Origin of the sequence: Paenibacillus ehimensis NBRC 15659, from assembly GCF_004000785.1 — a bacterium.
GTDB lineage: Bacteria > Bacillota > Bacilli > Paenibacillales > NBRC-103111 > Paenibacillus_G > Paenibacillus_G ehimensis.
In genome coordinates, this window is the sequence record NZ_BILX01000009.1 from 14223 (window position 1) to 33165 (window position 18943).

Here is an 18943-nt window from a genome sequence, read left to right on the forward strand (position 1 = left end):
TGACTAATCACTAACAAAATGATACATTGTCATTAAATTAGTGATTGATCAATTACATTGATGAGGTGAAACCATGAAAAAAGCAATTGTGGTAGGTGCAACGGGCGGTACTGGCGCTTCGGTTACAGAGGAACTGGTTAGACGAGGGATTCGGACGGTAGCCTTCGGGCGATCCCGCGGGAAGCTTGAGCAGCTTAAGGCTAATCTGGGTAACCCGAAGCATTTGACGATTGCCGTAGGCGATGCTTTCCGTCTGAACGACATCGTCACGGCTTCGGAAGGCGCGGACGTTCTGTTTCATTGCGCCAACGTGCCGTATCACGAGATGGTGAGCAAGCTGATTCCTCTGGGCGAATCCGTGATGGAAGCCGCCAACCGGCTTAGCCTAAAGGTAGTCGTGATAGACGGTATCTATCCCTATGGAAGAAGACAGGCGGACCGGGTGACTGAGGACCATCCGAAGCAGCCGCATACGAGGAAAGGCAAGATTAGACTCGCCTATGAGCAGATGCTGTTCGACGACCGGTGGAGCCGGGCCAAGGTGATGATCGTCCGCTTGCCGGACTATTACGGTCCCACGGCCAACGAGGCTTCCTATCTGGGCTCTACGCTCGAAGCTATCGCGGCGGGCAAAATGGCGTTTTTCATCGGCAATATGCGTGTTCCGCGAGAGTATGTCTATTTGCCGGACGCCGCGTTCATGATTGCGGAGCTTGCTGCCAGGGACGAGGCTTACGGGGAGAACTGGCATATTCCGGGTGCAGGCTTGATCTCGGGCAGGGAGATCGTGCGAATGGCCCGGCAAGCAAGCGGGAGCAGCAAACCGGTCATTCCGCTCGGAAGAGGCGGGTTGTCTTTGCTCGGGATGGCCGTGCCGGTCATGAAGGAGGTCGTGGAGATGCTCTATTTAACCGAAGAACCGCTTGTGCTGTGCGGGGACAAATACAAGCGGTTGATCGGACCGGTACGGGCGACGCCCTTTGAAGAAGGAATTACGAACACGGTGCGCGCGCTGCAAAGGAAAGGACAAATGCTGCCGAAAAATAATTGATTAATCACTATCCGTAATGGAGGGAACGGGAATGAATCATCTCATGATCTACACGCATCCCAGAAAAAGAAGCTTTAATCGCGCGATTCTGGACGCAGTGACAGAAAGTTTAAGGCAAGGGGGCGACGAGGTGATCGTTCGGGATTTATACGGCATCGGGTTCCAGCCCGTGCTTGGCCCGAGCGAATTGCTCGGCGGGGTAGGAGAGGACGTCGTCCGGGAGCAAAGCTATGTATCGTGGGCGGACCATGTCGTATTCATCTATCCGCTATGGTGGACGGGATTGCCCGCTATGCTGAAAGGGTACATCGACCGCGTATTTTCATACGGATTCGCCTATAAGTATGACGATGGGGTTCAAATCGGACTGCTGGCGGGCAAGAAAGCAACGCTCATCCATACGCAAAACAAGTCTGCAGAACAATACGAAGCAAGCGGTATGGGGAATGCGCTGCGTCTTACGATAGATGAAGGAATACTTGCATATTGCGGCTTCGAAGTAAATCATCATTTCGTATTCGACTCGATCCTCGCCTCGACCGCTGAGCATAGGCAGACTTGGCTTGCTCAGCTCTCGGAACGGGTTCGAAAGAGTGAATCTTAACTTCCTTTAGAATCCGCATCCGACCGTATTGTGGCTAGAACCGACTCTAATTTATTCTTGACTAAATGGTCTGAAAAAGAGTAAGATGGTTTTGCAAGGAGGAATGCACCCGATGGGAAGAAATAAGGAATTCGATACGACCGTCGTGCTCCGCAAAGCTATGGAGGTATTCGGACATTACGGATATGAAGGCACTTCGCTGCAAATGTTGCTTGATGGCCTAGGGATCGCCCGGCAAAGCCTGTATGACACCTACGGTACGAAGAAAGACCTTTTCATCTCCGCAGTCAAGCATTATACGAACGAAAAAAGTGCAGCCGTGGTCACAAGACTGGATCGTCCCGGCTCTGTCAAGGCGGCAATTACGGATATTTTCCGCGAGATCGCGGCCGCGTTGAAAGACGAAGTCCGACGCAAGGAATGCTTCATTATGCACAGTGCGATCGACCAAGTCCCTCACGTCCCGGAAATCGCAGCCTTCTTCGAGCAGGATGCCTCCCGGTTGGAAGAGGCGTTCTACCAGGCATTGGTGCGTGCTTATAAGCAAGGCGAATTAAGCGATCGTCATAATGATCTGAGGGCGCTTGCCCGCTATCTGAATCATTCCAGATATTCGCTGACGCAGGCTGCTAAATTAACTTCGGATCCGAAAGTTTTGGACGATATTGTTAAAGTGACGCTTTCTGCGCTTGATTCCTGAACGGAGCGGTTCCAGGCTTCATGGCTGGACGCTTCATTCTTTTTTGATAATACTAGACCATTTGATCCGAAAAAGGAGGTGGCCCTCTTGACGAAAGGTCCATGAAGGTTTGCTAGGCGATGCACGGAAAGCAATTTTTTTTCATAATTCTAGACTGTTTGGTCAAATAAAAGCGGAAAGGAAGAAGCTCCTCATGAACCGGAACAAATTTAAGGGACTGGCTTTGCTGCTCCTCTCTTTATCTCAATTAATCTTGGCTATTGATTATACTATCGTTTTTGTAGCGCTGCCTTCGCTCGCGGAGGAGCTTGGATTTACGGCGAACGATCTTCAATGGGTAGTGAGCGCCTACTCCCTGGCCTTCGGCGGATTCTTGGTCATCGGCGGAAGAATGTCCGATTTCATTGGAAGAAGGCGAATGTTTATCGTCGCGATGGGCCTCTTCGGCTTAGGCTCGCTGCTCGGCGGAATAGCGGATTCCCAGCTGCTCCTCATCGTCGCCAGAGGGCTGCAAGGCCTCGGAGGTGCGCTGCTCTCACCCGCAACCCTCTCGCTCATCATGTCCAATTTTGAAGAGGGGCATGAGCGGAATCGTGCTTTGGGCGTATGGGCGGCCATGGGCGGTGTCGGTCTTTCGCTCGGTCTGCTGCTTGGCGGCGTATTGACCACTTACATCGGATGGGAGGCTACTTTCTTCGTCAATGTGCCGATTGCGCTCGCCGTCATGATCCTTGCTCCTATTGCGCTCATGGAAAGCAAAATGCAGTCGGATACACGCCATTATGATGTCGCCGGCGCGATTTCCGTAACGGCCGGGATGATCCTCATCGTCTATTACCTGATTAAGTCACCGGCCGAAGGCTGGTTAAACGCGAATACCATCATTCCTGCTGCGGCCGGTGCCGCATTGCTTCTGCTGTTTGTTGTCATCGAAAATCGTACGAAGGAGCCTTTAATTCCTTTCCGGCTGTTTCGTGTCCGGACCTTAACGGGGGCTACGCTTTCCGCCGCGTTATTCTCGGCTTCGTTCGGCAGTCTATATTATTTTCTAACTCTCTATACACAAGAGGTGCTGCATTTCTCCGCAGTGCAGTCCGGACTCAGCTTTTTGCCGCTAACCTTAAGTGCCTTTATCGGTGCGAAGCTCGTCGACAAAATGGTGTCCAAGGCCGGAGTGGCCAAAACAATCGCAGCCGGTATGGGGCTTGGCGCGATCGGGTTTCTCTTGCTTACCCGGCTCTCCGAGAACGGATCGGCTTGGGGCATCATTCCCGGTACGGTGATCGTCGGACTCGGCCAGGCGCTTGTCTTCACGACCATGTACATCGCGGCGAGCACGGGGATCGTGATGAAAGAGCAGGGCATAGCGTCCGCCATCGTCTCGACCGGACAACAAATCGGCGGTTCCGTCGGGCTGGCCGTCATCATGGCCGTGATCTCATTGAGCTTGGGGACAGGAGCTACATTGGAAACGATGAAGCCTGCGGACTTGAACCAGGCGATTCACACTGCGCTTCTCTCCGATGCCATGATAGCCTTGCTGGGGATCTTCATCGCGTTGATCGCTTTGAGGCCAAGCTCGGCGCATCATTAAAATTTCCGCGCCTGAGAGAAACTCGGGTGATCATTACCGATTGGATTGCAGGAGGGCTGTTCGAGTAAAAATGGCAGTTAAATTACGTTGTTGAATTTAGGAACCGGCTTCCGCATATCGTAATATGAGAATTGGTCACCGGTTCTACAAGCCGCCGGCACCACCGCCTCTATAAATGATTCGCAACCTAAAAAATCCTCTCCCGTATTTAAACTATAAAATGAAGCCGACAAGCTGCTGCCGGAAGCTCATCCGATGCAGCTTGTGGCTAAACCTCGTCCTCACCCAAAAACATGCTCCTACACCAACAATAGAAGTTGAGGTATACACCCTATGAATGAGGAATATATGATTCATGCCGATACCTGTTATCGGCTCGCCGAGCAGAAAGCTGCCGGCTACTTTGCGTCGCTCTATAAGCAGGTCATGGAAAAGACGTATGTGTCTGTCCTGACGGAAGATTTTGAATGGTGGAAACGGGATCATGTTCGCGGCCAATCATGGCTGTCCATGTTTGCCCGAGGCAAGCGTCAGGCCAATGACGGGGACTATCACCGCTATATCCAGTGGCTGAAGCATACGGGCAAACTGGATGATTATCTGAATCGAAGCGTCTCCTATATTTACATGCGGGATCTGGGCAAAGCCATCGGTTCTCCCGAAGCGCAGGCCAAAATTCAGCGGGTAGCTGCCGACATCAAGCATCGCTTGCTTCTCCCCGCCGCAACCAAACGGGAAGATCGTCCGGCGTTTATTAGTTTTGCGGGGCTGTATCGCTGGGCTCAGAAAGAAGGTGTGGAATCGGCCGCGATATGGGTGATAGACAAGCTGAAGAACGTATCGGTCCATATTCCGGAGGAAATGAATGCCGAGCATGCGCAGCGCAAGCTGATCAAGATCATTGTCGGGGTAGTCATGCATGCGATCGAGGAGATGGGAGAGGAGCAATCGCCTGAGGAGCGTGCCCGGAGACTGGATGAAGCGATCCGGCTCGGCTATTCCTATGGTCTGACCTATCCGTTCATCGACGATCTTCTGGATGCGCAGGTCTTAACCGCTCAAGAAAAAGCGCATTATTCCGATATGATACGGACTGCGCTTCTGACGGGATCGGTGCCGGAATTGGGCGAGTGGACCGGAGCCCGCAAGGCGATGATTCAATACGTTCACGCGGAGCTGCGGGAAGCCTTTGAATATATTAAGCACCATCAGCGGCCGGAGACCCGGCACCTGTTCTTCGAGCAGGCTTACGTTTTTTTTCATTCTCAGGAATTGGACCGGGCAAAGGACCTGACCCATACTGCGTACACCAATGAGGAGCTTTATGTACCGGTCATTTTAAAGTCCGCTTCCTCCCGGTTGATTGCCCGCTCGATCCTTCACGCTCCCTTGGACGAAGGGTTCGAGGACCGGACCTTCTATTACGGCATATTCAACCAGTTGGCTGACGATTTTGCGGATATGTTCGACGATAAGCAAGACGGAGCCGTCACCCCCTATACCTATTATTTAATGTACCGTGATTCACGGCCGGATCTGATCAATCCCTTTGAATTATATTGGACGGTCATTGCCCATCTCATTCATAAGGTGTATCGCTCCGATGCGAAGACCCGCGAGGTGATTCTGGATCGGGCCATCAACGGTCTGAAACGTTGTAAAGCGCGCATCGGCACTGAAAAGTACAACAGGATTATGGAGATCTTCGCTTCGGGAAACCCGGCGTTCAACCGACTGGTTCAACAGATGGTCGAACAAGCGGAGGACGTGGAATTTTTCGATAAACTGCTGCGGGACCAACTGGTCGCCCTTTTGAAAAGAGACCGGAACGAAAAAGAAGAGTTCGTCGAAACCGTTAAATCGGTGCGCCGGCAGATTAACGACATGCTGCGGATTGCCAAGTCTGACGGAATGCCAGCGATGAAAGAATCGCTTATTGATGCGGCGAATTACAGTCTGGAAGGGGACGGGAAACGTCTGCGTCCGATCGTGACCTGGGTCATGGGCGTGCAAGAATATGGACTCCGCGCAAAGTCAATCGTTCCCTTACTGCGATCACTGGAATATATGCATACCGCTTCCCTGATCTTCGATGATTTGCCGTCCCAGGATAACGCGTCGATCCGTAGAGGGCGTCCGACACTGCATCGGGTGCACAATAGCGCCACGGCCGAATTAACCGGTCTGTTTCTGATTCAGAAGGCCATTCAGGAACAAGCTTCACTGGATCAGTTCGATGCAAAAACCGTGCTTGCTCTGATGAAATATTCGGCCGAAATGGCGGAAAACGTGTGTGTGGGACAGGCGATGGATTTAAGCTCCAAAGGAAAAGCATTGACCTTGGAGCAGTTGAATACGATTTGCTTTTACAAAACCGGAATTGTGTTTGAAGCCGCTTTGGTGATGCCCGCTATTCTCGCGCAGGTGAACGGGAAGGAAATCGAAGTGTTGAAAACATTCGCTTACCATGCCGGTATAGCTTTTCAGATCAAGGATGATTTGCTTGATTTGGAAGGAGACGCGCACTTGCTTGGAAAACCCGTCGGCCAGGATGCCGAAAACAACAATTCGACGTTCGTCACCATCCTTGGTCAGGAAGGCGCGGGCAAAAAGATGTGGGAGCACTACTGTATTGCCATGGAAGCGTTGCAGGAAATGCCGCGCCGTACTGTTTTTCTGAAGCATTTATTGGATTATATGGTCAACAGAAACCGCTAGGATGCACAAAGATTACTTGCGGGGCATGAGATACGGGGCCAGTCCCATGGCAATCACCCGGTGTCCCCGATCGTTCGGATGGATGGGCAAAGACCCGTTCAACGCGTCTTCGATTTTTCCGTTCCGGTACCCATGCACAAGCTCCGCCTGTTTTCCTTCGAACCACGTATGAGCGGGGGCTACAGTAACATCGCAGCTATGGGCGAGCTCGTTGATCATCCGATTCAATCGGCCTATCGCTTCAACCGCAAGCGGGCTGTTCGGAAACGGGTTGTATTGCGTGCAGCCAATGATTCGGGCCCGGCTTCCTTTTTTAATTCGAGTATAGATAGCACTTAAATTGCGCCTGTAGCCGGCTACAAGGTGCTTTACGGCAAGCGGCTGCTTGGCGGTAATGGATGCCAATGCCGCGTTAGCCAAATCCACCCCGCCAATCCACACGGAAACGACAGAGGAATGGGCAATGACGGAAGCCCCCCGCCAGATCACGGCATCCAACAGATCATAGCTGCTCCAGCCGGGCCGCGCCAGAACGAAGCTGCGAACCTTGCGCGCGTCCGAATTTAAAGCGGACACGGCCAGTTGAGGGTAGGCCTTTGCCCAGGAGGAAGCATTCTCGCCAAAGGTAATCGAATCTCCGAGAGCCGTATAGATCATCAGGATATCATCAACTCCAACTTCTAATCATATCTACAGCGCAAAGATCTGTTAAAAAGAAGGAGGCCGATCGCTTGCTGCTCGCGCATGTATGTTCTAAAGTATCATATTGCAATCGCGCACACGATGTGTGGACGTGGGGAACATCCCCGCAATCGATAAAAGAAAAAGGAGCGTCTGCCGCAATGAAATGCGTCGGCACGCTCCTGTTATTAACGGCATCCGGCTGCTTAGCTACCGGCTCGATTTCGTGCTCCTGCCATGCGAAGTAGGCTCCTGCCGGTTTCTTCAGCACGCGTACGCGTCGAAGTCCGTCTCGAATTCCATTACGCGGGATACATCCTCGGCGATATTCCTTCCTGCTAAGCGGTCCATCATATGCAGCGACATGTGAATGCCGGAGGCAACGCCGCCCGAAGTGACGATCCGGTCTTCGTCCACATATTTGACGTCCTCGATGACATCGATCGCCGGAAAGTGTGTGCGCATCCACTCGATGCTGTCAAAATGAGTCGTCGCTTTTTTTCCATCCAGAAGACCCGCTTGAGCCAGCAGCAGAGACCCCGTACATACGGAGGTGATCCATGGCGTATCGCCGGATCGTTCGCGAATCCAGTTGATCAGAGTCTGATTTGACAGAGCCTGCCTGACTCCCGGCCCTCCGGGGATCACAATCAGATCGTAAGCAGGGGCGGTTGCCAGACTGTAGTCGGGGGTTACTTTCAAGTTATTCCTTGTGACAATCGGGCTCCCGGATTCCGATATCGTGGTGACGTTGAACAGGAAATGCTCGTTCGGCTGATAGCGGTCATACGCAGCAAGTCCGAACACTTCATAAGGGCCGGCAAAATCAAGCACTTCCACCTGATCAAACAGCAAAATTCCGATCTTCCAAGATTGCATACGATCTCCTCCTCGGTTTTGGTATTCAAGTCTCGCCATCGACGCTCTGCCTTCGCCAAGCTGTACTTACTGGTAAATTATATAAGCAGAGCCAGAAACATTAAATGACTACAAGGAGCTATTTTTTGGCGGCAAATCGGATACGCGGCTGCAATAGCAATCCATAAGAAACCGCTTAGTTCCCTCCATGCTATAATGGGGGGCAAGGAACCATGATCTTTGGAGGAAATAGACATGTCCGAAAACAATGCAGCGAGCAGCAGCGCAACGAATGCAGACGAGCTTGAGCTGGCAACTATGCGCATGATCGATGCGCCGCGCGAGCTCATTTTTAAGGCTTGGACCTTGCCGGAGCATTTATCCCAGTGGTGGGGACCGAAGGGCTTTACGAATACGTTTCAGGAGTTTGACTTGAGACCGGGGGGCACTTGGGAGTTTATCATGCATGGGCCCGATGGTGTCGACTATCGGAACAAGTGCGTTTTCGGGGAGATCGTTGAACCGGAGCGGATCGTTTTGCAACATGTATCAGGCCCTAGATTTCAAGTGACGGCCACTTTCGAGGATATTGCCGGTAAGACGAGGCTTACTTTCCGCCAGCGCTTCGACACGGCTGTCGAATTCGAACGGGCAAAGACGTATGCGATCGAGGGAAACGAGCAAAATATGGACCGTCTCGAGGCGCTTCTGGCGAAGTTATCTGCATAGGAGAGACAGGTGTTCTTGGTTTTCACAAGAAGTAAAGCACTGGCGAACGGGCCGGTGCTTTTTTGGCATGGCGGCTCGTTCTATGTTTGTTACCATATATGGACATCCTATCTCACAGCGCCTGTCATTGAACAATAAACCGGAAGGAGTCCATCATGGTAGACGTTCAAACGAAAATCATTATCGAGTGCCCCTGTGATCAAGTTTCGGCCTATGCGGCTGACCCGGACAACGCTCCAGAATGGTATGTCAATATTCATTCGGCCGAATGGCAGACCCCAAAGCCGCTTGCCGTCGGATCCAGAATTGCCTTTAAAGCCCGGTTTCTAGGACAGCAGCTGGCCTACGTCTACCAAATTGTCGAATACAAGCCGGGTCGGCTGCTTGTCATGAAGACGGCTTCCGGACCTTTTCCGATGGAGACCACGTATACCTGGGAATCGGCCGGCAGCCGCGCAACCCGAATGACCTTGCGAAACCGAGGGAATCCGGCCGGGTTTTCCATATGGTTCGCTCCGGTTATGTCGTTCATGATGCGGAGAGCTAACGAAAAAGATCTGAAGAAGCTCAAGAAGCTGCTTGAAAGTCAAGCGAGTAAGTAAACCGGGAATCTTCATTGGACCACCGTTGTATACCCGGACGACAGGCGCCTACAAGGGCGCCTTTTTGCGTTCATCGGGTGGATCCTTTAGCAACCGGATTGTCAATAGGAGGGAGAGAAGCTATAATAGACCAAATCATAAATGGAATATGTAGGGGAATTCGATGCAGAAGGCAGGAGGGATTCGGATGAGCAAGCTTCGATTAGTCAGACCTTCTATGGAATACCGGGAGCCTTACCTGTCATTCTATGCGGACTGGATAAACAGCGGGGAACCCATGGTCCCTTGGGTTGTCCGTCAAGATCCCATTGATTTCGAAGCGATGCTGGAGTTCCTGTATGCGGAAGACAGCGAAGAGAAAGTAAGCCATCCTCATTGGGTGCCTCATTCAACCTACTGGCTGCTTAACGAGGAGAATCTTGTGGTAGGTGCGGCCAACATTCGTCATCGATTAAACGACAAGCTGCTGAACAGCGGCGGCCATATCGGGTACGGCATACGCCCCGGCTATAGGCGCAGGGGCTATGCGAGCGCGCTGCTGGCGCAGGCGCTGCAAGTGACGAAAGCGATGGGCTTGGACCAAGTGCTGTTGGTCTGTGACAAGGACAACCTTGGCTCGGAGAAGACGATTTTGAAGCAGGGCGGCAGGTTTGAATCGGAATTTACGGAGGACGACGGAACTATCGTCAAGAGGTTTTGGATTCGGCTGGGAGGCTGTCATGACGGAATTTGAAAAAGAAGTGATCAACTGTATTAAAAGCAACGATGCGGATCAGGTTATGCCCGTTTTGGAAAAGCACGGATTGCCGGAAGGGAGCACGCTTCCCGTCCATATTTTAAATCAAGCGTTGGAGTACAAACAGCTGGCGCTGGCCCGGCAGTTGTTGGAGAAGTACGTATTCGATCGTCTGAACGATGAAAGGAACCCGGTCATGCCTTACGCTGCCCGGTATGGAACGCGCGATCTCTTTGAAAGATTGGTCAAAGCGGGCGCCGATCTCCATGCTCTTACCCATGTTAAGAGTTCCGCTATAGGAAGGGCCCTTGCTTTCGGCAATCATAAGGGAGTCCGGGCTTTACTGGAATTGGGCTTCGATATGAGAACCTACGCAGGCGGGGACGCTCTTCGCGACGCCGCATGGTCCGGAAAATTCGAATTCGTCAAATTATTTGTGGAGCATGGAGCCGATGTCAACTTTAACGGCCGCAGTCAGGTGTTTCCTTATTGTACGACTCCGGTCCAGATGGCCGCTTCCATGAATCACTTCGAAATCGTAAAGTACTTGATTGAACATGGCGCCGACGTCACGATTAAGGACAAAAACGGCGACCGGGCTTATTCTTATGCCAAACAGAATAACCATAAGGAGCTGATGGAGTATATCAAGCAATTCGAGCCTCCGATTTGGCATGAGATGGATAATCGGGCCAAGGAGCTTAAGCGTCTGGGCTTGCCGGCTGAAATTATTAAATGGCTTGGGATTGAGAATCGAAGGATTGAACTAAAGGATTGCCAATCGTCCGAATATATTGAATTCGAAACGATATTTGACGTCCGTGTATTGGAGTGGAGAGGCAGAACCTTTATCGATCTGGTCAAAGACATCGATAATTACTCCAATACGGGATTTATCGTCTGGGTGAAAGACAAAAAATGTCTGGGGAGCCTGGATGTCGAGCATGACGAGTTAATTTTGCTGCCGGGTCTGAAGTGGAAGGCTTTCCTGGCTAAGGCAGCCGGCATTATCGACGATATACTGGATGGAAACTTATCGGGAGAAACGTTCGAGGATTAACGCAAAAAGCACTGACCATGCGCTCAGTGCTTTTTGCGTTGCGGAGATGCGGTTTGTTATGGCTTTAAAGCCTTTTTCGGCTTGATTCGGGCGAGCGCTTTTGCGGTAAGCTTGCGGACATACGCGCGGGACGATCTCGCGGCTTTGACCTGTTTCACTTTGCCTGCGCCGCCTGCCAGAGCCACCTTCGTCCCGAAGGCCTGCATAGCCCAGCAGACGGGGAAGGCAATGGAAAGACGGCCATCCAACGAGCCGGCAAAATTCACGGCCGCGGCGTAATTGTCCGAGTCTCGAAGCCAGACCGATCCGGAATCCCCGCCCAGCGATATAGGGGTAGTTCCTCGAATCACCGTTTGATTCTTGAAGGTAAGCACCCCCAGACTACCGCCGTAGTCGATTTGAATATCGGTGTCGATCGATTCCACCCTTCCGGTCACCAAGCCTGTCGTGCGCCCCACCTTTTTAAATTGCTCCCCCACCCGATACGACGTCACATAACCGGGGATGACTCCGACCGTCGGATAATTCGGATTAAGCAGGCGGTTGTTTGCAGGGACGGAGAGCGCCGCGTCCATAACATTAGTTTTGTTTGGCTCCAGCTTTACATAGCTATATAAGCGGCCGATGCGGTCCTTGCCGGGACGGCCTCCGTCGGCGCCCCCGGGCTGAATCGTTTCGGTGGCGCCGTTCGTATTGTCCGGATTCAGCACATGATTATTGCTCAGTAAATAGCGGTTGGCCGCCTCGGGACCGTTCGTCACGATCAGGCCTGCGCTGCCTGAGCCCTTCGTCGTGCCGACACTGTAGCCGGGAGGCACGGGGCGAATCCGAGCGGTGTAGTCCGCGTGCGCGCGTATTTTTCCCGTTTTGACGACGCGGATAGGTACGGGTACGGCGGTTCCTTTGCCCTTCGCTTTGGCGGTAAACATAGCGGGAACGAGACCAAGGTTTGCGGAAGAAACCTTATCCGTGTAGATGATGACGGCTGCGCCCTTTTTCGGATTCGCGGGATCTCTGAAGCCTATTCCGACCCCGTGAATACCGTTCTTTTTCAATAAGCGTGCGGCGATCTTTCTTTTCATGCGCAGTGCAGCCCTAAACGTAGCCACAATATCCTCCCCTTTGTGCAGGTTAAGATATTGTATGGTTTTGCTGCCGATTGTTACGGGCGTTTATGGAGAGGCAAAATGTTGATGGTTAAAGCACGACCGGTGTCGGTTCGATCGATTAGTCCGACTCCCGAAACTCGAGCAATTCGCCGATTTCGGTGATATTTAGGGCATTTGCAATTCGTTCTATCTGCTCAAGATTAATTTCTTTTCTTTCGTTTCTGCAGAGTTCGGAAATGGCGGCTTGTCTGACATTCGATAGTTTCGACAGCTCCAACTGTGTCATGTTTCTTTGTTTTAATATTTCCTTTAATTTTATTTTGATTTTTCTCATCTTTACGATCTCCTATTTCCATAAGCCGAAGGCATTGACAATTTACGCCCAAGCGTATATTATTTGATTACGCTCATGCGTATATTTTTGATTGAGCTGACTAATGAGGAGGGGAAGTAATGCATGCCAAGCTGTCGGATAAAATTGGACTCTTAATAGCCGAAGAAGAAACGTTACAGGAAAAAATAAATACTTGTGAATTATGCGTTTCCGCCGTTCTGGATGCCATTGTCGCAGCACAAGGAAAAATACATATTCTTACAGCAGAAGGAATCCTCTCATCGATCCATACAATCAGTGCTGATTTGCAAACCGAATTGCTTCATTTGAAGCTTGAGAAAATTATCGTTGCTTCTTCAGAAAGTGCATCTCACCCGATGTAACTAAAGCCTGATAACGTTGGCAGTTGTTAGCTATTTTCCATGGTTTATTATAACTTAATTCCGTATCGTATGACCATATTACCATCTTGGCTCTAGAAACATAGCTTGAGGTAATGAACTTTTTCATTTTGGGGACACTATTTTATGAAATAAGGTGTGCCAGAAATTGCTTTACATTTGGAAAGAGTTACAACATACTAAGAACAGGTGTGGGAAGTATTTCTTTTTTTCACCGAATAGAGGGACAACCTCGGATAGAATGCGAACAAGGGGCGTGACCTGATGCTGAGTGAGAACCTGCTCGCCAAGTTGAACGAACAAATGAACTACGAATTTTATTCCTCCCAAGTGTATCTGGCGATGGCCGGATACTGCTCGTCGGAAAGCTTCGACGGGTTTGCGAACTTTTTTATCGTACAGGCCGAGGAAGAGAAATTTCATGCCATGAAAATTTTTCACTTCATTAACACGCTGGGCAAGCGCGCCCACGTCAGTGGAATGGAGGACCCGCAGAACGAGTACAATTCGCTGCTGGATGCTTTCGAACATGCATTTGCTCACGAGCAAACCGTGACGAAGCGCATCTATGAGCTGTCGGATATCGCATGGAACGAGCGCGAGCACGCGACGATCAACTTCTTGAAGTGGTTCATCGACGAACAGGTCGAAGAGGAAGCCACGTTCGATAGTATCATCCAGAAGCTTCGCCGTATCGATAACGACAGCAATGCGTTCTACATGCTCGATGCCCAATTGGCCCAGCGTACCTTCACGCCGCCTGCCGAATAGCATAGACCGGAACCGCAAACTGCTCCTCCAAGCTATGAAGCATGGGGAGCAGTTTTTTGCGCGGATTCGCATGAACTCAAAACTGAAATCGGGCATGTCCCTTAAGCGTAAAATCTTCAAAGCCTTCCAGACGGAGCAGCTCTTGTTTCACCTGCAGGCCGCCCCGAAACCCTGTGAGTGCGGAGTTTTTGCCGATCACGCGGTGGCACGGGACGACGATGGGGATCGGATTGGCTCCGTTCGCCGTGCCTACGGCACGGACGGCCGCAGGACTGCCCACTTCACCGGCAATGTCCGAATAGCTGCGGGTTTCGCCATAGGGAATGCGGGTTAGCGCCTGCCAGACGGCGGTTTGGAACTTCGTGCCCCGCATGTCGAGGGGAAGGGCGAACGCTTGGCGGCTCCCTTCCAGGTATTCCTCCAACTGCCGGACGTATTCGGACAACGGTTCTTGGTCGTTAATCAATGTGGCGCCCGGAATATGTTTAACCACCCATGTAGTTAAGGTGTCGAATGATTCACTGGGCCAAGTAATCCGGCACAAGCCTTGCTTCGTAGCGGCCAGATAGAGCGGCCGGTTCCCGAGCTTGGGATGCCTGAAGGCCGCCCAGTACACGTCGGTCGTAGTTTTTCCCATAGGTATGCCTCCTTCTTAACCGGCTTAACGGGCGCCGGCGGTTTCCCGGTATTCCATCGGTGTGCAGCCGACCGTCCTGTGAAATACGGATGTAAAGTGGGATGGGCTGCGGAAGCCGACTTCCGCCGCGATATCCGTTACCGGCTGCCCGCCTGCGGCAAGCAGCCGCTTGGCCTCTTCCATGCGGACATGGAGCAGCTCCTTCGAGGGAGTCGTTCCGGTAACGCGCTTGAACACGCGCTGCAAGTGGTAGGGACTCATTTTGAGTTCGGCCCCTATATCGCCAAGCGTCAAGGGCTCGGAATACCGCCGCTTGATCAATTCCTTCACGGCATGAGCGATTTGCGCATCCGGTCCATGCTGTCCGGGCTGTTCCGGACGGCATCTTTTGCATGCCCGGAATCCCGCTTGCAGCGCTTCCTCGATACTGCCGTATACTTTCACGTTTTCCGGCTTCGGAATGCGGGAGCGGCACGAAGGCCGGCAAAAGATTCCCGTCGATGTGATTCCGATATAATACCGCCCGTCGTAGCGGGTGTCGCGCCGCAAAATCGTCTCGTATACCGACTGAAATAGTGCGTCGTCCATATTGGGGCCTCCCCTCTGCCACTCATTATAAACCGAAGCCGCGTGTTCTGATAATAGAGCAAGAATAGGACAGCAATAATTCGATAGTCCAAGCGGGGAGGCACGGTGGAGACGCAAAACGGCCGTCTGGAAGCGATGGGATCGCTCCGGGCGGCCGGCAGCTGAGGCTGGAATGAGGGGCAAGCGTCAAAGCTTGCAGGAATTGATGCCGAGTAGACGGTTAATGAGACATTTTCGGGTAAGCGCCGTGTAGAGCAGAGGAATTCCAATCAAGCCGAGATACTTGATTTCCCCTTCCAGCAAGAATAAAAGCGAAAGCAGCGCCAGTCCTGCAACAATCCGAAATACCAAGTCAAAGCGACGATGGTTCTCCTCTCTGTGGCAATGCGTTACTTCCAGCATAACGGATGCATCGGATAAAAGTAAACGAAGCCCCAGCATGGGTTGCGACGCTGTATGGCAGCCAGCCGATCAAATCCATGCCGGGAGGGCTTGTCCTTCATCAAGCCAAAAAGAAAGGGCCGGTATCGACCGTATCTTCACGACCTAACGGTGGCGTGCCGGCGCACTTTTGGCTTTGGTGCACTGCAAGCGGTACCGGCGGCCGTAAGCCCGGGCACAGGCGACGATTCTGCGGATCATGCGCTTGTTCGGGAGCTTGGTGAACGGGCAAGGGTCAGGCCGGGTGTTCACTTCCAAGATCCAGGGCTTCAGGCGGCGGTCGATGGCAATATCGACCCCCAGTTCTTTCACGGCGGGATAAGCGCGGCTGAATTGGACGGCGGCCAAGTGGGCCAGACGGTTCATGCTTCGCAACAGCCTGGTCGTCGCTGCCGCTCCCGCAGAGGGCTTTATAAGAAGGGAGGCGGTAAAAATCGTGCCGCCCTGACTTCCGTTCGTCACCGCTTTGCGAGGATGGGCGAGCCGCCCCGCCGTTCCGGTACATTCCCATTTGCCGGCAGGGTTTTTCTGGATCATGACCCGAAAGTCGAAGAGGCGTCCTTGGTAGGTTAGGACGTGAATTCCTTTTTGAACCACGTAGCGTCTACGGCCCGTGTGCTTGCTTACCGACCGGAACATGGCTTGAAAGGTCGGAAAGTCGAGCGTCCGTACTCCGCTCCGATAACGGTAAGCGCGCGCTCTTTTCTCTACCCGCAACACACCGTTGCCTTGCGAGCCGGTATCCGGCTTCACGTATACCATGCCGTACCGCTCCAGCATTCGGAACAAGCGGCTGCGGGTCAACGGGCGTGTAAGGGGCACGTGCTTTGCCAGTTCCGGACTGCGCAGGACCACTTGGGTTTTCACCAGCTTGCTGGCAATATAACTTTGCTTCTTTTTCTTCTTCATCCGTATGGTAACCTTCCTTTCCGTACAAAGCATAGCAGCCCTTACATCATACGAATCGGCAAGTATCGGGGTGACGGCTGCCAATGCCTATCCTGATCCCAAATCACGGGAAGAATAGAACGCTGCACGTACAACCCGCATATGGTATACAATCGCAAAATAAGTCCTGAACAGGGTAGGAATGAAGGGGGAGGGAAGCAAATGTCTTCGCTTGCAGGCCTTCGGCAAGCAATCGGCCGGATCGCGGAATACTGCCCTTGGTACGTGCAAGAGCTTGGCGTTCCGCAGGGGCAGGAGGAAGCGGAAGTGGCGTTGGAGAAGCTGCCGCTGGTGACGGCTTCCGTGCTGGAGGCCCACTACTATACGGAAAATAACCCGCTTTTGCAGCGCGATGGTCTTCATCGATACCAGACTTCCGGTACAAGCTCGGGCAGACGCAAAACGATCTTTTACTCGGACCGGGATGAAGAGGCTTATCTGCGTATTAAACTGGACGTATTCCGGGAAATCCTCGGACCTTACGGTTATCGGACGGCTCTGGCGGATATGGGGACGGGGCATGCGGAAGCGACGGCCGTCGAAGTGTTTCGCGAGCTGGGGATGGACGTCGAGTCCGTATCTTTCCGGCTGCCGATCGAGCAGCACCTCGCACGTCTCGCAAGCTTCAGGCCCGAGGTGCTGTATACGATGCCGTCGATTCTGGAACGCATTCTTCTGGCATCGGATAACCCGTCAGGGTACGGCATCCGTCACGTCGTTCTGGTCGGGGAAATCGCTTCGGCGAGCTGGATCCGGCGGGCGGCGGAGCGGCTCGGTCTCGGTGCCGATCGGATCACGGATACGTATGGCTCGATCGAGATCGGCACGATCGCCTACTACTCTCACCGGCATGGACGGTACCTGTTGACCGAAGGGCTCGCAGCGGAAGGGCTCGGTGCAGAAGCGCTGAATGAGGAATGGGAGCCGCTGCCGGAGGGCGAGCAGGTGCTCGTGCTGTCATCGACGGTGAGAGAGGCGTTTCCCGCCCTGCGCTATGTCACCTACGACGTCGTGCGCGATCTCCGCCCTATTCGGGTGGACGGGCGGCTAAGGCAAAGCTTCCATAGCGTGGTCAAGCGAATCGGCCCGGACCTGAAGCACGGTGAGAAAATCAGCATTTACGACATTGAAGACGTCGTATGCCGCCATCTGAACGAAGCCGGCGTTCGTGTGAGCGTAGCAGGCAATGCGCTGAAGGTTCATGTTTACAGTTCGCATGCCGACCCATCGCGTCTGGAGAGCTTGAAGCGGGACTTGGAGAACCGCATTCCGGAGATCGGTGCGATGATCCGGGCGGGAATTTTGGAAGGAATACAGGTTATCGGAGAGAGGTTCGAAGACTCGCAGCACCGCAGCTCGGTCAAAGCCAAAAAAATATACTATGAGGTCGAGGGATCGCAATGAAGCTCGAGGGAGGCATCGTGGAGGCGATTGGCGGAACGCCGTTAATCCGGCTGCGGCGGCTTTTCGAAGGCGAGCCATTCGAGGTTTACGGCAAGCTGGAATGGATGAATCCGGGAGGTAGCGCCAAAGACCGGCCCGCGCTATACATGATCCGGGAGGCTATACGCCGCGGGGAAATAACCAAGGATACCGTTGTGATTGAATCCAGCTCGGGGAATCTGGCGATTAGTCTTGCGCAGCTATGCCGCTATCTGGGTCTTCGTTTTATCTGCGTGATCGATCCCCGGACGACGGAGCAGCATAAACAGATTATCCGCAGCTTTCACGGGGAAATCGATTTGGTGACGGAGCCCGATGCGGCGACGGGGGAGTTTCTGCCGGCGAGAATTCGGCGGGTAGGCGAGCTGCTTCGGCAAATCCCGAAGGCCTATTGGACCAATCAGTACGGAAATCCCGACAACAGCTTGGCCCATGCAGAGACGACCATGAGAGAAATCGGGGAACGGCTTGGGCCGATCGACTATTTGTTTTGCGGGGTCAGCTCGTGCGGGACGATCCGCGGATGCATGGAATATATCCGCGGGCGGCAGTGGTCTACCCGGATTGTGGCTGTGGACGCCGCCGGCAGCGTTATTTTTGGGGGAGCCAAAGGCCCGCGCCGCTTTCCCGGACTCGGCGCCGGCCTTACGCCGGGGCTTTACCAGCAGGACATCGCAGACGACGTCGTCTATGTGACGGACGGCGACTGTGTCCGGGGCTGCCGCGAGCTGGTACGGCACGAGTCGATTCTGGCAGGAGCGTCGTCCGGAGGCGTCGTCGCGGCGATACGTGCCATGAGCGGCCGGATTGCCAAGGGTGCGGTGTGCGTGGCTATCCTCCCGGACCGGGGCGAGCGGTACTTGGGGACGGTCTATAACGATGACTGGGTCCGGCAGGAGTTGGGCTTTGATCCGACTTCACCGCAAGGAGGGTGAGCG

Annotated in this window: 21 protein-coding genes; 13 read left to right on the forward strand and 8 right to left on the reverse strand. The window is 53.1% G+C overall.

Annotated features, from left to right (window positions below; genetic code table 11):
• The first annotated feature begins 73 nt into the window (after nt 1-73).
• From PEH01S_RS07490 to PEH01S_RS07510, 5 genes are all read left to right on the forward strand, one after another.
• The gene (locus PEH01S_RS07490) at nt 74-1051 is read left to right on the forward strand and encodes an NAD-dependent epimerase/dehydratase family protein (protein ID WP_127484621.1); all 978 of its coding nucleotides are present in this window, start codon (nt 74-76) and stop codon (nt 1049-1051) included.
• A 31-nt stretch (nt 1052-1082) separates the two neighbouring features.
• Nucleotides 1083-1655 (forward strand): NAD(P)H-dependent oxidoreductase, encoded by a 573-nt coding sequence (locus PEH01S_RS07495; RefSeq protein WP_127484623.1) that lies wholly within the window; start codon nt 1083-1085, stop codon nt 1653-1655.
• 112 nt (nt 1656-1767) lie between these two features.
• Nucleotides 1768-2355 carry a TetR/AcrR family transcriptional regulator gene (locus tag PEH01S_RS07500; RefSeq protein WP_025845111.1) on the forward strand — a complete coding sequence of 196 codons (588 nt, stop codon included), beginning with the start codon at nt 1768-1770 and terminating at the stop codon, nt 2353-2355.
• Nucleotides 2356-2548: 193 nt separating this feature from the next.
• Entirely contained in the window at nt 2549-3949 is a 1401-nt protein-coding gene (locus tag PEH01S_RS07505) for an MFS transporter (protein WP_127484625.1), read from the forward strand.
• 333 nt (nt 3950-4282) lie between these two features.
• The gene (locus PEH01S_RS07510; protein ID WP_174807111.1) at nt 4283-6667 is read left to right on the forward strand and encodes a polyprenyl synthetase family protein; all 2385 of its coding nucleotides are present in this window, start codon (nt 4283-4285) and stop codon (nt 6665-6667) included.
• Nucleotides 6668-6679: 12 nt separating this feature from the next.
• On the opposite strand, the gene PEH01S_RS07515 is transcribed toward PEH01S_RS07510, so the two are convergent.
• Both PEH01S_RS07515 and PEH01S_RS07520 read right to left on the reverse strand, forming a co-directional pair.
• Nucleotides 6680-7324, reverse strand: coding sequence for an SGNH/GDSL hydrolase family protein (locus PEH01S_RS07515; RefSeq protein ID WP_127484629.1), 645 nt, complete (start codon nt 7322-7324; stop codon nt 6680-6682).
• Between the two features lie 288 nt (nt 7325-7612).
• Complete coding sequence (locus PEH01S_RS07520) at nt 7613-8227, reverse strand: DJ-1/PfpI family protein (RefSeq protein WP_127484631.1); 615 nt, start codon at nt 8225-8227, stop codon at nt 7613-7615.
• A gap of 234 nt (nt 8228-8461) precedes the next feature.
• Here PEH01S_RS07520 and PEH01S_RS07525 point away from each other — a divergent pair, with 234 nt between their 5' ends.
• The 4 genes from PEH01S_RS07525 (at nt 8462) to PEH01S_RS07540 (ending at nt 11333) form a co-directional block, all read left to right on the forward strand.
• Nucleotides 8462-8935 (forward strand): SRPBCC family protein, encoded by a 474-nt coding sequence (locus PEH01S_RS07525; RefSeq protein WP_127484633.1) that lies wholly within the window; start codon nt 8462-8464, stop codon nt 8933-8935.
• 155 nt (nt 8936-9090) lie between these two features.
• On the forward strand, nt 9091-9537 hold the full coding sequence (locus tag PEH01S_RS07530) for an SRPBCC family protein (RefSeq protein ID WP_127484636.1): 447 nt from the start codon (nt 9091-9093) through the stop codon (nt 9535-9537).
• 187 nt (nt 9538-9724) lie between these two features.
• Nucleotides 9725-10270 carry a GNAT family N-acetyltransferase gene (locus PEH01S_RS07535; protein ID WP_025845102.1) on the forward strand — a complete coding sequence of 182 codons (546 nt, stop codon included), beginning with the start codon at nt 9725-9727 and terminating at the stop codon, nt 10268-10270.
• Nucleotides 10257-11333 (forward strand): ankyrin repeat domain-containing protein, encoded by a 1077-nt coding sequence (locus tag PEH01S_RS07540; protein ID WP_127484638.1) that lies wholly within the window; start codon nt 10257-10259, stop codon nt 11331-11333. Before PEH01S_RS07535 ends, PEH01S_RS07540 begins: the two co-directional genes overlap by 14 nt.
• Nucleotides 11334-11389: 56 nt before the next feature.
• Here PEH01S_RS07540 and PEH01S_RS07545 read toward each other — a convergent pair whose 3' ends face one another.
• Both PEH01S_RS07545 and PEH01S_RS07550 read right to left on the reverse strand, forming a co-directional pair.
• Nucleotides 11390-12445: a chymotrypsin family serine protease gene (locus tag PEH01S_RS07545; RefSeq protein ID WP_127484640.1), complete on the reverse strand. Its 1056-nt coding sequence runs from the start codon at nt 12443-12445 to the stop codon at nt 11390-11392.
• 115 nt (nt 12446-12560) lie between these two features.
• Complete coding sequence (locus PEH01S_RS07550; RefSeq protein ID WP_127484642.1) at nt 12561-12776, reverse strand: helix-turn-helix domain-containing protein; 216 nt, start codon at nt 12774-12776, stop codon at nt 12561-12563.
• A gap of 119 nt (nt 12777-12895) precedes the next feature.
• On the opposite strand from PEH01S_RS07550, the gene PEH01S_RS07555 reads away from it, so the two are divergent.
• The gene (locus PEH01S_RS07555; protein ID WP_127484644.1) at nt 12896-13159 is read left to right on the forward strand and encodes a hypothetical protein; all 264 of its coding nucleotides are present in this window, start codon (nt 12896-12898) and stop codon (nt 13157-13159) included.
• A 282-nt stretch (nt 13160-13441) separates the two neighbouring features.
• Nucleotides 13442-13948 carry a ferritin gene (locus PEH01S_RS07560; RefSeq protein WP_025845099.1) on the forward strand — a complete coding sequence of 169 codons (507 nt, stop codon included), beginning with the start codon at nt 13442-13444 and terminating at the stop codon, nt 13946-13948.
• A gap of 76 nt (nt 13949-14024) precedes the next feature.
• On the opposite strand, the gene PEH01S_RS07565 is transcribed toward PEH01S_RS07560, so the two are convergent.
• The 4 genes from PEH01S_RS07565 to PEH01S_RS07580 form a co-directional block, all read right to left on the reverse strand.
• On the reverse strand, nt 14025-14585 hold the full coding sequence (locus tag PEH01S_RS07565) for a methylated-DNA--[protein]-cysteine S-methyltransferase (RefSeq protein WP_025845097.1): 561 nt from the start codon (nt 14583-14585) through the stop codon (nt 14025-14027).
• A gap of 24 nt (nt 14586-14609) precedes the next feature.
• Entirely contained in the window at nt 14610-15173 is a 564-nt protein-coding gene (locus tag PEH01S_RS07570) for a bifunctional transcriptional activator/DNA repair enzyme AdaA (RefSeq protein WP_025845096.1), read from the reverse strand.
• Nucleotides 15174-15359: 186 nt separating this feature from the next.
• A complete protein-coding gene (locus PEH01S_RS07575; protein ID WP_127484646.1) occupies nt 15360-15575 on the reverse strand; it encodes a YgaP family membrane protein in 216 nt (71 codons plus the stop codon).
• Nucleotides 15576-15719: 144 nt separating this feature from the next.
• Nucleotides 15720-16523: a YheC/YheD family protein gene (locus tag PEH01S_RS07580; protein ID WP_025845093.1), complete on the reverse strand. Its 804-nt coding sequence runs from the start codon at nt 16521-16523 to the stop codon at nt 15720-15722.
• Nucleotides 16524-16724: 201 nt separating this feature from the next.
• Here PEH01S_RS07580 and PEH01S_RS07585 point away from each other — a divergent pair, with 201 nt between their 5' ends.
• Together PEH01S_RS07585 and sbnA are read left to right on the forward strand one after the other, a co-directional pair.
• Nucleotides 16725-17966 carry a phenylacetate--CoA ligase family protein gene (locus tag PEH01S_RS07585; RefSeq protein ID WP_246062830.1) on the forward strand — a complete coding sequence of 414 codons (1242 nt, stop codon included), beginning with the start codon at nt 16725-16727 and terminating at the stop codon, nt 17964-17966.
• Nucleotides 17963-18940, forward strand: coding sequence for a 2,3-diaminopropionate biosynthesis protein SbnA (gene sbnA, locus PEH01S_RS07590; protein WP_025845089.1), 978 nt, complete (start codon nt 17963-17965; stop codon nt 18938-18940). The genes PEH01S_RS07585 and sbnA overlap by 4 nt, the downstream gene beginning before the upstream one ends.
• Nucleotides 18941-18943 lie beyond the last annotated feature (3 nt).

Coding starts and splice junctions, on each gene's coding strand:
- PEH01S_RS07500 (WP_025845111.1), top strand. CDS start 1,768: ATGGGAAGAAATAAGGAATTCGATACGACCGTCGTGCTCCGCAAAGCT.
- PEH01S_RS07555 (WP_127484644.1), top strand. CDS start 12,896: ATGCATGCCAAGCTGTCGGATAAAATTGGACTCTTAATAGCCGAAGAA.
- PEH01S_RS07565 (WP_025845097.1), bottom strand. CDS start 14,585: ATGGGAAAAACTACGACCGACGTGTACTGGGCGGCCTTCAGGCATCCC.
- PEH01S_RS07575 (WP_127484646.1), bottom strand. CDS start 15,575: ATGCTGGAAGTAACGCATTGCCACAGAGAGGAGAACCATCGTCGCTTT.
- PEH01S_RS07560 (WP_025845099.1), top strand. CDS start 13,442: ATGCTGAGTGAGAACCTGCTCGCCAAGTTGAACGAACAAATGAACTAC.
- PEH01S_RS07495 (WP_127484623.1), top strand. CDS start 1,083: ATGAATCATCTCATGATCTACACGCATCCCAGAAAAAGAAGCTTTAAT.
- sbnA (WP_025845089.1), top strand. CDS start 17,963: ATGAAGCTCGAGGGAGGCATCGTGGAGGCGATTGGCGGAACGCCGTTA.
- PEH01S_RS07570 (WP_025845096.1), bottom strand. CDS start 15,173: ATGGACGACGCACTATTTCAGTCGGTATACGAGACGATTTTGCGGCGC.
- PEH01S_RS07525 (WP_127484633.1), top strand. CDS start 8,462: ATGTCCGAAAACAATGCAGCGAGCAGCAGCGCAACGAATGCAGACGAG.
- PEH01S_RS07505 (WP_127484625.1), top strand. CDS start 2,549: ATGAACCGGAACAAATTTAAGGGACTGGCTTTGCTGCTCCTCTCTTTA.
- PEH01S_RS07540 (WP_127484638.1), top strand. CDS start 10,257: ATGACGGAATTTGAAAAAGAAGTGATCAACTGTATTAAAAGCAACGAT.
- PEH01S_RS07550 (WP_127484642.1), bottom strand. CDS start 12,776: ATGAGAAAAATCAAAATAAAATTAAAGGAAATATTAAAACAAAGAAAC.
- PEH01S_RS07510 (WP_174807111.1), top strand. CDS start 4,283: ATGAATGAGGAATATATGATTCATGCCGATACCTGTTATCGGCTCGCC.
- PEH01S_RS07515 (WP_127484629.1), bottom strand. CDS start 7,324: ATGATCTATACGGCTCTCGGAGATTCGATTACCTTTGGCGAGAATGCT.
- PEH01S_RS07520 (WP_127484631.1), bottom strand. CDS start 8,227: ATGCAATCTTGGAAGATCGGAATTTTGCTGTTTGATCAGGTGGAAGTG.
- PEH01S_RS07490 (WP_127484621.1), top strand. CDS start 74: ATGAAAAAAGCAATTGTGGTAGGTGCAACGGGCGGTACTGGCGCTTCG.
- PEH01S_RS07585 (WP_246062830.1), top strand. CDS start 16,725: ATGTCTTCGCTTGCAGGCCTTCGGCAAGCAATCGGCCGGATCGCGGAA.
- PEH01S_RS07535 (WP_025845102.1), top strand. CDS start 9,725: ATGAGCAAGCTTCGATTAGTCAGACCTTCTATGGAATACCGGGAGCCT.
- PEH01S_RS07530 (WP_127484636.1), top strand. CDS start 9,091: ATGGTAGACGTTCAAACGAAAATCATTATCGAGTGCCCCTGTGATCAA.
- PEH01S_RS07580 (WP_025845093.1), bottom strand. CDS start 16,523: ATGAAGAAGAAAAAGAAGCAAAGTTATATTGCCAGCAAGCTGGTGAAA.